9 protein-coding genes are annotated in these 13,775 nt (G+C 51.5%); 6 read left to right on the top strand and 3 right to left on the bottom strand.

Features of this window, described 5'->3' with window-relative positions; translation table 11 throughout:
- Positions 1–48 precede the first annotated feature (48 nt).
- Genes AC4IE8_RS06720 through AC4IE8_RS06700 form a run of 5 tightly spaced genes read left to right on the top strand, consistent with a single transcriptional unit; the run spans position 49 to position 7,774 of the window.
- A complete protein-coding gene (locus AC4IE8_RS06720) occupies positions 49–642 on the top strand; it encodes a hypothetical protein (RefSeq protein ID WP_068995418.1) in 594 nt (197 codons plus the stop codon).
- 22 nt (positions 643–664) lie between these two features.
- Positions 665–3,889: a Calx-beta domain-containing protein gene (locus AC4IE8_RS06715; protein WP_490790628.1), complete on the top strand. Its 3,225-nt coding sequence runs from the start codon at positions 665–667 to the stop codon at positions 3,887–3,889.
- Between the two features lie 18 nt (positions 3,890–3,907).
- Positions 3,908–4,708: an SCO family protein gene (locus AC4IE8_RS06710; protein WP_490790627.1), complete on the top strand. Its 801-nt coding sequence runs from the start codon at positions 3,908–3,910 to the stop codon at positions 4,706–4,708.
- The gene (locus AC4IE8_RS06705) at positions 4,708–6,339 is read left to right on the top strand and encodes a hypothetical protein (protein WP_490790626.1); all 1,632 of its coding nucleotides are present in this window, start codon (positions 4,708–4,710) and stop codon (positions 6,337–6,339) included. The genes AC4IE8_RS06710 and AC4IE8_RS06705 overlap by 1 nt, the downstream gene beginning before the upstream one ends.
- A gap of 46 nt (positions 6,340–6,385) precedes the next feature.
- The gene (locus tag AC4IE8_RS06700; protein ID WP_068995422.1) at positions 6,386–7,774 is read left to right on the top strand and encodes a sensor histidine kinase; all 1,389 of its coding nucleotides are present in this window, start codon (positions 6,386–6,388) and stop codon (positions 7,772–7,774) included.
- Between the two features lie 43 nt (positions 7,775–7,817).
- Here AC4IE8_RS06700 and AC4IE8_RS06695 read toward each other — a convergent pair whose 3' ends face one another.
- Positions 7,818–8,816 (bottom strand): S1C family serine protease, encoded by a 999-nt coding sequence (locus tag AC4IE8_RS06695; RefSeq protein WP_068995423.1) that lies wholly within the window; start codon positions 8,814–8,816, stop codon positions 7,818–7,820.
- Positions 8,817–9,121: 305 nt separating this feature from the next.
- Here AC4IE8_RS06695 and AC4IE8_RS06690 point away from each other — a divergent pair, with 305 nt between their 5' ends.
- Positions 9,122–9,376, top strand: coding sequence for a hypothetical protein (locus AC4IE8_RS06690; protein ID WP_068995424.1), 255 nt, complete (start codon positions 9,122–9,124; stop codon positions 9,374–9,376).
- A gap of 118 nt (positions 9,377–9,494) precedes the next feature.
- On the opposite strand, the gene AC4IE8_RS06685 is transcribed toward AC4IE8_RS06690, so the two are convergent.
- Together AC4IE8_RS06685 and AC4IE8_RS06680 are read right to left on the bottom strand one after the other, a co-directional pair.
- The gene (locus AC4IE8_RS06685) at positions 9,495–12,545 is read right to left on the bottom strand and encodes an efflux RND transporter permease subunit (RefSeq protein WP_068995425.1); all 3,051 of its coding nucleotides are present in this window, start codon (positions 12,543–12,545) and stop codon (positions 9,495–9,497) included.
- Between the two features lie 27 nt (positions 12,546–12,572).
- Entirely contained in the window at positions 12,573–13,694 is a 1,122-nt protein-coding gene (locus AC4IE8_RS06680; protein WP_068995426.1) for an efflux RND transporter periplasmic adaptor subunit, read from the bottom strand.
- Positions 13,695–13,775: the final 81 nt, after the last annotated feature.

Here is a 13,775-nt window from a genome sequence, read left to right as displayed (position 1 = left end):
ATTTTTGTTAAGATCAATCGTCAAACGACACAATTCCTGGGTAGTACCATGAAAAGTTCACACTTTTCCGAAAAAGCGCCTGAGGATGATAAGGAGAGGCATCCTAGAGGCAATCCTCTGCTGGTGATTCTGGTCCTGGTGATCTGCACCACGGCCTTTCTTGCATTCACCGCATCGGTCGCCAAGGCAGATAGTAAAGCTGCAGCGCAGAGCGTAGAGCAAGCGGCCTCCAAGCCCTGGAAACCGCCTGTTGCCATGGCGAACGTTCCCAAACCCCCTGTGGATAAGGAAACCGCCAAGAAAATCGCCGAAAAATGGGGTGTTGAGCTACTGAGTCTGCGGCTGACCGCAGCCGGCTACATGATCGATTTCAGGTTTCGGGTGCTGGATATCGAAAAAGCCAAGATATTTTTCGACCACCGCATCAAACCGCACCTAAAGGTTGAGAAATCTAATGCTAAACTACCTATACCCATGGCGGCCAAGGTAGGTGCGTTCAGAGCGACCAACCGGGGCAAGAACATCAAGTCCAACAAGAATTACTACATGGTGTTTGGCAATCCTGATGCCCATGTGAAATCAGGAGAAAAAGTAACAATGGTGATCGGCGACTTTAAAGCTGAAAATTTAACAGTCAACTGATCGGTTGACTCGAGAAGGAAATATGCAATATAGAAATCATCTGCTTGGTTTTCTAACACTACTCGGACTGGTCTCTTCATTTGAATCCCACGCGCTGGTGACCGTCTATTGTTGCGATGCAACAGCCGAGGCTCAGTTCATCCAGGATCTTTCGAATCTTCCATCCATCTCGCCAGACATCACCAAAGAGAGCTTTGAGGGCAGCGCCTGGGACGGCACCCGCAGTACCGGTGTTCAGAGTGTCACTTCCCAAGGCATCACCTGGGCGGGGAGCTCCACGGAATCCTCCTTTGTGCGTACCTCCACCAGTGGTGGCGATGTGCATGAGGGCAGCTATCTGATGTTCCCGGTAGACAACAGAAATGACCATCTGGTACCGGATAAATACACACTGACCGCCAGTGGCACCACGCTGTATGGTGTGGGCGGTTGGTTCCGCAGTAGCACCGGGGCCAAGATCGGTTTTGCCACCAACGGATCGGCTCCGGTCGATTTTACCGGTTCACAGGCCACAGTCTCGGGCTGGACCTTTCTCGGATTCATCGACGATGCCGGTTTCACCAATGTACTGGTAGAGGCTGTGGATGAGGGGGGAGATGAGGTCAATATCTTCTTCTCGGATGACTTTACACTGGGTGCCCAGTCAGGCGCATTCCCAGGGCAGAAACTGCAGTTCAGCAGTGCCTCCTACAGTGTGGCTGAGAATGCCGCTACGCTTCAGGTCACCGTAGAGCGTACCGGTGGCACCAGTGGTGCGCTCTCCGTTGACTATGCAAGTGATACTGATAGTGAGACTGACACCGCCAGCGCCAACCTTGATTACACACCGGTTTCCGGAACCCTCAATTTTGCGGATGGTGAGAGCAGTCAGCAGATCAGCATCGATATTCTGGATGACACCATCTTCGAGGATAACGAGATCTTTACGATCAATCTGAGCGGTCTCAACATCGGTGCACAGAACAGCGCCACGGTGACCATCACGGATAACGATGCACCGACGGTTGGAGCGGTGCAGTTCAGCAGCAGCACCTATACCTTCAGTGAAGGTGACGGCAGCGTTACCATTACCGTCCAGCGGGATGGGGGCAGTTCCGGCAGTGGTTCGGTGGATTATGCCATGAGTGACGCAACAGCAACGGCAGGCAGTGATTACACAGCGGCCTCCGGCACACTCTCATTTGTCGATGGGCAGATCAGCAGTAGCGTGACCCTCGACATCACAGACGATGCCACCGCGGAGGGTACTGAGTCGCTGCTGGTCAGCCTCTCGAATCCGGTCTCGGTCTCTCTGGCTGCCCGGGATGTGGCGGAAGTCTCGATTACCGACAATGAGCCGGTCTCGAGCTCCGGCAGTCTGCAATTCAGTGGTTCCAGCTACACCGCTTCTGAGGGTGATGTTTCGATCCTGGTGCCTGTGACCCGTACCAACGGCAGCAGTGGGGCGGTCTCGATAACCTGTTCAACCAGTGATCTTACCGCCACTGCAGGAGCTGACTATACAGCGACCCAGGCCACGGTTAATTTTGCAGATGGTGAACTCACCAGTAATTGTGTGATACCTGTTCTGGATGACAGCAGTTACGAGGCGGATGAAACCCTGATGGTCACTCTTACAACGCCCACTGGTGGCGCTGTACTTGGCACACCGGCATCCGCCGTTGTGACCTTGAGCAGTGATGACCCAATACCCGCCATGGGCAGCCTGCAGTTCAGTCTCTCTGAATATTCATTGAATGAGGATGGAGGCACAGCCACGATCGCCGTCTCCCGCTCAGGCGGCAGCAGCGGTTCTGTTGGGGTCAGCTACGCGAGCAGTGATTCAACGGCAACCGCCGGTGAGGATTACACGGCCGCTTCCGGCAGCGTGAGTTTTGCCGATGGTGTAACCAGTGGATCCTTCCAGGTGACACTGCTCGATGACAGTGAATACGAGGGTGATGAGCGTATTACGCTGACCTTGAGCAACCCAACCGGTGGTGCCGTATTGGGCCCGACCGCCCAGGTTGATTTGGTGATCACTGAAGATGATGCGGCACCGGCAACCGGCTTGCTGGTCTTCAGTGCCAGCGACCTTGGTGCGGATGAGGCTGATGGTCTGATTGAGGTAACGGTCGAGCGTCAGGGTGGCAGTAGCGGTGCTGCACAGGTCAACTATGCAACCGCAGATGGCACGGCAATTGCCGGCATCGACTATCAGGTTGCCAGTGGTACCCTGACGTTTGCGGATGGTGAACTGTCGAAGACATTCGAAATCACCATCATCGATGATGCCTTATTTGAAGGTACCGAAACCATCAACCTGATACTCTCCGATGCGGTTGGTGCGTCACTGGGTGATACCTCTACGGCAACTTTAAGCGTAACTGATGATGACGTGCCGCCTGCTGCCGGTTCTCTGATCTTTTCCAGTTCGGCCATTACCGCAGCAGAGGATGGTGGCGACGTTACCGTCACCGTTTCACGCAGTGGCGGTTCGACCGGTGCTGTTTCGGTCGATTACAACACCGCTGATGGCAGTGCGATTGCCTCCTCTGACTATACCTACACCTCCGGCAGCATCAGTTTTGCCGATGGGGATGCAGCCGATAAGACCTTTACCGTACCACTGCTGAACGATTCGGCAGTGGAGTCAGATGAGACCATATTGCTACAGATGAGTAACTTTCAGGGTGGGGCGGTAGCCGGTGATCAGAGCAGTGGTCAGATTACCATCACCGATGATGATGTACTCAACGCATCCACTGTGATCGGTTTTACCATCACCAGCCTTACTGTGAATGAATCTTCAGTCAACGCGAGCTTTACCATTGATCGCAGCGTTGTCCTGACCGGCACCGTCAGTGTCGACCTGAGCGTTGGTACATCGACCGCCATTGCCGGTAGCGATTTCAATGTCACCACAGGCACTCTGCAGTTTGCCAGTGGCGAGACGCAAAAGACAATCAATGTGGAGATCATTGACAATACGGTTGTTGATGGGGATCGCACGATCACCTTTGTGCTGGGTAATGCCTCCGGTACCGCAACCATCGATAGCAACAGTGGCAGCTTCACCCTGACCATCTCCGATGATGACCAGGATGGTGGCAGTGATGGGGATGACAATGGCGGTGGCGGCGGAGGTGGCGGTTCTGTGGATCTGTTGCTTCTGTTGGGCCTGATGATCATTTTCTTCGGATACCTGCAGCTGCAGTCTGCCCGTCAGACTCGGGCCTATGCAAAACGTCGTGTTGAAGAGCAGTAACATATAAGGGTTTATACGATGGAAAATAGAGCATGGAAAAACGGTTCGGTTGAAAAGAGTCTCAGTGGCTTGCTAAAGGCGTCTGTGCTTTCTGTTGCCCTGTTTGTCACAGCAGGAGTCAATGCCGCTGATCTGCCAAACATTGTGAAATCCAACGGTGCTGAAGCCCTTGGCCCCCAGTTCAAGCTCGATTGTGTCACCAGACCAGGCAAGCCTCAGAGTCTCGGTGATCGTTTTAAGCTGGCCATGAATAAGCACGACCATTCCCAGCATGGTGGTCATGATGAACACGCCCATCACCGTGCGATGATGGAGAACAAGTCGTACCAGGTGAGTCATGCCGGCTATCAGCTGCCGGATGTTAATCTGATCTCTCACAAAGGGGAGCAGCAGCAGCTGGCAGATATCCTGAACAATGACAAACCGGTGATGCTGAATTTCATCTTCACGACCTGTACCACCATCTGTCCGGTTCTTTCGGCCAGTTTTCATCAGGTACAGGAGATTCTCGGTGAGGAGGTTGACAGTGTATCCATGGTATCGATAACCATCGATCCGGACTATGATACGCCTGAACAGTTGATGAAATATTCGAAACGGTTCAAGGCTGGTGAGCAATGGAATTTTTATACCGGTAGCTACAAAGATGTGGTTACCGTAGAGAAGGCCTTTGATATCTTCCGTGGTTCAAAAATGAATCATGAACCGATTACCCTGATCAGGAATCAAGGTGGACAGCACTGGACGCGTATCAATGGTCTGGCCAGTGCAGAAGATATTGTTAAGGAGTACAAAAAAATCGTATCGGCTGCAAATTGATGCAAAAACTCAACAAAATGATCACGGCGTTTACACTATTCGCCGGCTTGATCCTATTCTCTACTGCCTCACAAAATGAAGTGGAGGTTGACTCCAAAGCCTACGCAACAGGTAAAACACTCTACAAAGAGGGCTATCTGCCGAATGGCCAACTGGTAAAGGCAACCATCCAGGGCGATATCTCGGTGGAAGGGGATCAATTGATCTGTGAGACCTGTCACCGCAAGAGCGGCCTGGGATCCACCGAAGGCCAGCAAGTGGTCCCGGCAGTTGCTGGCAGTGTGCTTTTCAAGCCCCTGAAACTTCCCACCAGTAAACCCCCTGAACCACCGGTATATCGTGAAGCCTACACCCGTGAGACCTTGATGGCAGCGGTCAGGGATGGTGTGGATGCCAATGGCCAGCCACTGGATCCATTCATGCCAAGATATCAGATCGACGATGAGGCGCTGGATGGCTTAATGGCCTATGTCAGTACACTCTCCAATACCCCGTCCCCAGGTGTGGACGATAAGACCATCCATTTCGCAACCATTGTCCTATCCTCGAACAAAGCGGAGGAGAACAAGGCACTGATCGATGTCATGGCGACCTATGTCGAGCAAAAGAATGTTGAAACCAGATATGAGACTAAACGGGCAAAGAATGCGCCATGGCACAAGGATTGGATGTTCAAGCCCTATCGTAAGTGGCAGATACATGTTTGGGAACTGACAGGTGCCGAAGAGACCTGGCCGGAACAACTCAGTGCATACTATTCAAAACAGCCGGTATTCGCGCTGGTCAACGGTTTGGTTCCAACTGGCTGGAACCGGGTCAGTGAGTTCTGTGAAGGGCATGCTATACCCTGTCTATTCCCCACCACACAACAGCCGGTTATCAGTGATGATAACTATTACACCATCTATCTGAACAAGGGTGCGGCGCATGAGTCTGAAGCGGTTGCTTCCTATATCAGGAAAAACCGTCCCGCCGCCCGAGTCGTACAGATTCATGATCAATCTGACATGCTGAGTTCCATCTCTTCCAACGCGCTCATTGATGATCTGAACAAGGCTGGAATCAGCGTAGACACGGTCTCTCTGGGGCAACTTGGCGAAAAAGAATCGAGTGCATTTCGAATTGGAAAAGACGATACAGTGGTATTGTGGCTGGATAGAGGCAAATCAGAACAGCTCTTCAACAGCGGGCAGCTTAACAGTGCAGAGTTGATCATGCTCTCCAGTCAATATTACGGAACAGACACCAAGCTCATCCCTCAGGATTTGGCGGACTCTGTTCTCTTTATACACAGCGCTGAAATGCCCGATAAACTGAACAGGCTGCTGATCCGCTCAACGGGTTGGTTCAGAGCAAAAAGAATCTATAATAAAGAGACCAGAGAGATTCAAGCCAATGCCTACTTCGCGTTGAAGGTGCTTGGTGATGCGGTAAAGCACATTCGTGGTTATTTCTATCGTGACTATATGATTGAAAAGATTGAACATATGATTGATGACTTACCTTATACTTCGATCTTTCCCCGCCTCAGTATGGCGCCGGATCAAAGGTTCGCATCACGGGGCTTCTATGTGGCTAAAACTGACGGCAAAGGAGGAATTGTTAATCTCACTGGTTGGATAGTTCCCTGATTTCATTCCGCGTTGTGAATATTTGTAAATAAATGAGATTTGTTGGATGGATAACAATATCAACTACAACGCAACTCAATACAGGGAAGATTATCAGCTGGCCAAACGATTTGGCGTGATCAGTTTTATCGCCATTATCCTGATTGCCATCGTCATCCTTTTTCTGTTTCGCTATGAAACTGCCCGCATCATCCAGGACTCCACAAAACAGAGTAATGAGTCATTGACCATTGCTACAGAGTACACACTGAATGACCATTTTGTGATGTACCTGAATCTGATGAAGCTGAATGAAAAAAAGCCTGGCGATATGCCGTTGGAGCCGATGCTTGAACGTGCCTTGCAGAGAATGATACGGGATACCAATGTCGACCGTATCAAATTGTATGATCGGTCGGGAAAAGTCGCCTACTCATCGAGACGGGATGCTTATGATGACGATGATGAGGGTAATGACGGTTTTATCTCTGCACTGTCAGGAACTCCACGTACGGTTTTAAACTATCGGGACAGTTTCAGTATCTTCAACTCCGATGATCACGATGTGAATCTGGTACAGACCTATGTACCGATTCGTACCAATGAAAACTCTCCGGTGATGGGAGTGATGGAGGTCTATTACGACATCAGTGACTATGTCAGTCATGCAATGAGGGCAATCATCATTGTGATGTCTGTGACGATGTTGTTGATGCTGTTTCTCTATACATTCCTGCTAATGCATATCAAACGCTCCGAACGGATCATAGAAGCGCAAAACCGCATTACCAGAGAGAAAAAAGCGATGCTTGAATTTCTCACTGCAAAAATGATCAATGCCCAGGAGGATGAGAAGAAACGCATCGCCTTTGAGTTGCATGAAGATGTGGTACAGACCCTTTCCGGCGTCAAAATGCAACTGGAAAAATACATACTGCAGTTCGACAAACAGAAAGACGAGGCTGATGCGGAACAGCTTTCAACGGTCATCATACCTACCTTGCAGAATGCTGCGCACAAGATCCGGGCCGTTGCACTGGATTTGCGTCCGCCGAGCCTGGATGATTTCGGCCTGAAAGCAGCCCTGAATTCGTTGGTTTCCGAGTGTCATACGATTACCACAGGGTTGCAGATTTCGGTGGATATCTCAGTCAATGAGGAGTTGATATCCCAGGATCAAAAATCGATTCTTTATAGAATGTTCAAGGATACTCTCAAGGCAATCTGTTTCGATGAAAAAATCGATGGGGAAGTAACAATATCTCTGACCAATATTGATGACCTGCTACAGCTTCAAGCGAAGATATTCAGCAAACAAAATAAGCTCAATTTTAGCGGGCAGTTACCCGGTTATTTCGTTGCCATGCAGGAGAAAACCATACTCTCGGGTGGTGAGTTTTTCGTCATTGAGCTTTCTGAAGGGTTGCTGGAAGTTAAAGCGGTCTGGTCCTATTGAATAGCGAACCCTCGACGATCGTCACCGGTCTGATTATCGGATTTTAAGGCTTTTCCAGAGTCAAAACTGCCAGCATACCGTTTCGATAGATTTGAAAGTTAATCGGTTGACCCGGTTCCAAGCGATCTATTTTCTCTCTTATCTTCTGGAAGCTAAGTTGGCCATCCAGGGGTATCTCCGCAATGGAAACGATGATATCGCCACCTAGCAACAGCTGCTGGTCGTTGATTTTTACCGGAATGGTGCCTTCGCGTAATTGGAGTCGATCGGTCGCAGAGCCTTCGGCGATCTTCTGTACCAATACCCCGTAATCCAGCGGATAGTTGATTGCCTTTGCTATATCCGCCGTGATTGGCAAGCCATTCAGGCCACTCCAATAGTTATTTCTCTCCAGCATCAACGCTCTGGCAGTATTCGACGTCACCGCAAAGCCTATACCCTGGTGACCCCCGGATGTGGTCTCAATGTAGCTGACGATGCCGATCACTTCGCCGTCGAGATTACAAACCGGTCCTCCAGAGTTGCCTTTATTGATGGCCGCATCGGTTTGTAAAAAATCTCCGAGCAGAAACAGCTTTCCCAGGTCCGGACCCGAGTGTCTAGCGCTGATGTGTCCAGTGGTGAGGGTATGGTGAAGCCCGTATGGCGATCCGATCACAAATACCTCATTGCCGACACTGACTTTGTCGGAATCGCCGAGTTTTGCGAAGACCAGGTTGTCCGGGACCTTTTGTAACTTGAGTAGAGCAAGATCGGCAGCAGGTTCCGTGCCTAAGACTTTGGCAAGCACACGTTGGCCGTCTTTGAATTCAACATGAACGGCATCGCTGGTATGGACAACATGCGCTGCTGTCAGAATATCGCCTTCTTGGCTGATGACGACGCCACTGCCCAGGCCTTGCTCGACTTTTTCAGTGACTGGCGATGTGGAGTAGGTATGAAGTACAACCACAGAAGGATCGACTTGGGTAAACTGACGACTGAAGTCCGTGGCATGACATATTACCGGTAGCAGCAAGGCAAAGAGCAGTAACTGAGACATCGTACGATTCAATGGAGTAACCTCGAGTGGTTGGAGATTTAGCGATCTTTGACAATCTCTCACTTCTGCATTAGCCGGGTTGACGAAAAGTGTCTTAATTCAGTCAATATAGCATCAAATAAAACGCTTCCAAATATGACAGGTTGGAATGGGACCCTGTCCAGTATTGGCAACATTCCATCTCGAACTGACGCTGGATATCAATGGAGTCTGGTAATGATATTGATTCGATTTCATGATCCGACTAAGCTTAAACGGTAAATCACGACTCCTGAATCAATCACTCACTAAGTTGGAGGGTGGAGATGGCTGCCAGTAGGTTTTTAGTTATTCACTATCTGGATGGTACAAGCGAGACTTTCACTTTTCCAAAACAGGCGAAAGACCATTACGACCTGATGGGTAAATTGAATGATGCTATGAAGGCAGATCGATTGGTGATCGAAGCAGACGGCCATCTGAATATCATTCCATTGAGTGCGATTAAAAGATTACAGTTTTCACCGGCGCCTGAAACCTTGCCTGGCGAAGTCATAAAACAGGCAACATTAGATCCCTGAGACACACCGGTCCATTACGGCTGCTTTCCCCTGAATGACTTTGTCTATCCAGCTTCCAGAGCTTAAATATTTCACTCCAGACGTGGCCTGCGTTTTTGCCAAACAAGTCAGTGGCCGGCTATCGTTCCGCCGGTGCTTCAATCTTGAACATAATGGCATAGAGAGTTGGTACGAACAGCAGGGTCAGCAGGGTGGCAAAGCCCAGTCCGGCCATGATGGTCAGGGACATGTTGACAAAGAAGACATCCTGCAACAACGGGATCAGGCCAAGGATTGTGGTTGCCGCGGCCAGTACCACCGGTCGAAGACGACTCACCGTTGAATCGAGGATTGCTTCATAACCGTCTTTCCCATTGGCAATCTGCTGATCGATCTCATCAATCAGAACGATGGCGTTCTTGATCAGCAGACCGATCAGTGAGAGCGCCCCAAGCAGGGACATGAAATCAAATGCGCCGTTGAAACCGAGCAATCCTGCGGTGATGCCGACGATCGCCAAGGGTACGGTGAGCCAGATGATGAGCGGTTGGCGAAGTTTCCCGAAGAGTAGAATACTGACCAGAATCATCAGCAGAAAACCAAAAGGCAGTGAACTGGCTAGACCGGCCTGGGCGTTTTTTGAGTCCTCATACTCTCCACCCCAGCTGAAACTGTAGCCAGGAGGCAGTTCCATCGCCTCGATCTGCGGTTTCAGCCGGTTAAACAGCGGGGTTGCCAGTTCACCGGTTGGATTACACTGGGCGATGATGGTTTGAATCCGGTCGCGGGAGCGGATCAGCGGATTTTCGAAAACGGTCTCGAAACCATTAACCACCTGGGCCGCGGGTACCGATTGGTTGAGCACCGGGCTCCACAGCACGATATCCCGCAGGTTGCCTACATCGCTGCGCTCATCTTCAGAAGCCCGCATATAGATCGGCAACACCCTTATCCCATCCCGGAACTGACCCACAGGGGTGCCATCCATTGCATACTGCAGGGCGTAAGCGAGACTTTCCCGGGTAATGCCAAGTTGGCGGCCGACCTGTTCGTTGAAAATCGGCCGGATCAGTTTTACCGGTTGACGCCAATCATCACGGATATCCTTAGCTTCCGGATCTGCCCGCATGATCTGCTGGGTCTGTTGCGAGAGTTGACGCAGCACGACCGGATCCGGTCCTTGAAAGCGTGCTTCAATCTTGCTGTCCCGGCCTGGTCCGATCCGCAGGGATTTGATGATCGGGTCGGTCCAGGGATAGTGTTCCTTCATGTGCCGGTCGACTTTGTCCCAGACCTCGGCAATACGCTCCCGGGTATCGGTCTTGACGATGATCTGGCTGTAGACGGATGAGGTCTCCTTGGGGTCGTAGACCAGGGTGTACCGCTGATGGCCACCACCGATGCTGATGCTGGTCTGTTCCACACCTTCCTGCTCCATCAGAAACTGGTTGATTCGTAGCGTATCTTCACGGGTGGCCCGAATATCCGTTCCCTCGATCTCCCAGATATCGACAAAAAACATGGGTGTGTTGGATTCCGGAAAGAAGGCTTGTTTGACACTGCCGAATCCGATCACCGCGAGTATGAACAGACCGATCACTATGCTGACAGTGAGCCAACGCAGACGTACCGCGCGATCCACCAGATTGCGAAACAGTTTGAAGACACCGCTGCCATAGGGGTCATCAGCCTGACCTCCTGTCGATGAGCCTGGTTTCAGCAACAGGGAGCAGAGCAGGGGGGTGGTGCTGATGGCAGTGACCCAGGAGAGCAGCAGGGAGTAGAGGATCACCCAGAACAGGGAGTTTGCGAATTCACCGGTACTGTCCTGGGAAAGGCCAATGGCAGAGAAAGCAAGAATTCCGATGACGGTGCCGCCAAGCAGAGCCCAGATGGTTTTCCCCACCGTCTCTTGCGCTGCCTGGGCAGCACGCATGCCGCTCTGCATGCGCACCAGCATACCCTCGGCCACCACGATGGCATTATCCACCAGCATGCCCAGGGCTATGACCAGTGCGCCAAGCGAGATGCGTTGCAGCTCAATGCCCTCAAGGTACATCAACAGCAGAGTTCCTGCCACTGTGATCAGTAGGACAGCGCCGATGATCAGGCCAACCCGTAAACCCATAAAGACCAGCAGAACGACGATGACGATCGCCACGGCCTGCCCCACACTGACCAGAAATCCACTGACCGATTTGTCAACTTCCAGTGGCTGGTTGTAGATCTCTTTGATCTCCATGCCAATGGGAATATTAGGAATCAGCTCCATCACTCTGTTGGTGAGCCGTTCACCGACAGCCACCACATTCTCACCGGACTGCATGGAGATGCCGAGAGTCAGCGCTTGTTTACCGTTCAGGTAGTAAAGTTGACTGGGTACTTCATTATAAGCCCGGGTGATGTTGGCGATGTCCCTCAGATAGATCAGTCGCTTATCCTCGGAGGCGACGAGGATGTCACCAATTGCGGAGACTGATGTGAGTTCACCGCTGGGTACGATACGCAGGCGTTGGTGTTGTACGTTACCATGTCCAGCTGTTACCACCGCATTCTGGGACTGAAGCAGTTGAGCGATGCTGGAGGGGGAGATACCAAGTTCGCCGAGGCGTTCACGGGAGATGTCCACATAGACCACCTCCTTCTGTTCACCACCGATCGTGACTTTGCGTATCCCGGGTACCAGCACCAGCTCCTGCTTGAGGTAGTCGGCAAAATCCCAGAGATCACGCCAGCTGTAACCTTGACCTGTCAGGGCCAGATAGACACCGTAGACATCCCCGAAATCGTCGATCACCATCGGATCCTGGGCACCGGGAGGCAGCTTGTTTTTCATGTCCACGATCTTGCGGCGCAATTCATCGTAGATGTCGGGGAAATCATCGGCCCGGTACTTATCCTTGAACTCGATGGAGATGTCGGACATGCCCGGCCTTGAGATCGACATTTTGATCCGCTTGACCTGCTCCAGGCGCTGGATGGCATCTTCGATGTGATAGGTCACTTCATCTTCCACCTCCTGGGCGGATGCACCGGGATAGAGGGTGATGACCTTGGCGTTTTTGATGGTGAATGCCGGATCTTCCAGCTTACCCATTTTGTCGAAACTGAGCAGACCGCCGCCGACCAGAATGATCACCAGCAGCCAGGAGATGACCGGTGTGCGGACAGAGTATTCCCCGATATTCATGTGTGCCCCTATGCCTGGTGTTGCCGGCTATTGGTACTTCAGATCTTCAGGTCTCTGCATGGCCTGTTCTTTGTCCGGCATCAGCCGCACCTTCATACCTTCGACCAGAAACGGGGTTCCGGCGGTGACAATCCTGTCTCCGGGCATCAAGCCTTCGGAAACTTCGATGTTTTCACCCGACAGCCGTCCAACCTTCACGGTTCGGGGTTGCACCGTCATGCTCTCGGCTTCAATCACCCAGGCTTGAGGATCCAGCTTGTAGTCACCAACAATTGCACTGGCGGGTACGGTGAAGACACTGCTATCACTGTCAAACTTGCTGAAATCGACGGTTACCTTGGCAGTCATGCCGGGTAGGATATTGGCACTCTCCAGTCTTTGCATGGTGTAGGTGATTTGAAAGGTCTGGGTCTTGGCATCGGCCTGGGTTGTGATTTCACGGAAGGTCAGTGGGAAGCTGCTGCCCGGAATGTCGGCAAACGAGACACTCACCGAGACGTCGTCTTTGGCACTCTCCCGGTCCTCGGAGGTCAGCCCCCGAAGCAGGCTTTCCGGCACATCGAATTTAACCTCGAGCTCTGAGATATCCTGCAGCACCAGGATCGACTGCTTTGCCTGAACCTCTTCAAAGTTATCGATATTGAGTCGTGCTATGGTGCCATTGAATGGGGCGGTCAGCTTGGTGTAGTTAAGATCCTGCTGGGCAGCCTTCAGGGAAGCACTCGAGCTTTTGAAATCCGCTTCAAGTTTGTCAAAGTCCATCTTTGAAATATTGCCCTTTTTTATCAACTCCTTGGCTCTGGTGAAGTTGCGATTGGCCTTATCGTAGTTGGCTTTGCGATCGTTATAGACGAGTTGCAGATCGGTGGGATCGAGGCTGGCGACCTGTTGTCCTGTCTGAACCTGGTCCCCCTCTTTGACGGCTACTTCCTTAAGAACGCCGGAAACCCGAAAAGCGAGTTCCGCTTTGCGGCCGGCATCGATGCGTGCCGGAAATGTACGGATTGCACCACTGGCCGTGGTTTCAATCAGAAAACTCTTAACCGGACGGACCGAATCTGTCTGAATGGTGGCTGGGGGTTCACTGCAACCACTGAGAGAGAGACAGACCAGGGCTAAGCCGAAGACGGCGCGATTGGACTGATACATTGTTAGCTTGCACTCCAGCTGAATAGGTCCAGTAGGCTGGACTTTTTAGATTCTTGGTTTAACCTGAATCTGTGGATCGAT

This window comes from Candidatus Thiodiazotropha sp. AKAK2 (genome assembly GCF_058244685.1).
This window is presented reverse-complemented; position numbering and strand designations above follow the sequence as displayed.

Coding starts and splice junctions, on each gene's coding strand:
- AC4IE8_RS06720 (WP_068995418.1), top strand. CDS start 49: ATGAAAAGTTCACACTTTTCCGAAAAAGCGCCTGAGGATGATAAGGAG.
- AC4IE8_RS06715 (WP_490790628.1), top strand. CDS start 665: ATGCAATATAGAAATCATCTGCTTGGTTTTCTAACACTACTCGGACTG.
- AC4IE8_RS06710 (WP_490790627.1), top strand. CDS start 3,908: ATGGAAAATAGAGCATGGAAAAACGGTTCGGTTGAAAAGAGTCTCAGT.
- AC4IE8_RS06705 (WP_490790626.1), top strand. CDS start 4,708: ATGCAAAAACTCAACAAAATGATCACGGCGTTTACACTATTCGCCGGC.
- AC4IE8_RS06700 (WP_068995422.1), top strand. CDS start 6,386: ATGGATAACAATATCAACTACAACGCAACTCAATACAGGGAAGATTAT.
- AC4IE8_RS06695 (WP_068995423.1), bottom strand. CDS start 8,816: ATGTCTCAGTTACTGCTCTTTGCCTTGCTGCTACCGGTAATATGTCAT.
- AC4IE8_RS06690 (WP_068995424.1), top strand. CDS start 9,122: ATGGCTGCCAGTAGGTTTTTAGTTATTCACTATCTGGATGGTACAAGC.
- AC4IE8_RS06685 (WP_068995425.1), bottom strand. CDS start 12,545: ATGAATATCGGGGAATACTCTGTCCGCACACCGGTCATCTCCTGGCTG.
- AC4IE8_RS06680 (WP_068995426.1), bottom strand. CDS start 13,694: ATGTATCAGTCCAATCGCGCCGTCTTCGGCTTAGCCCTGGTCTGTCTC.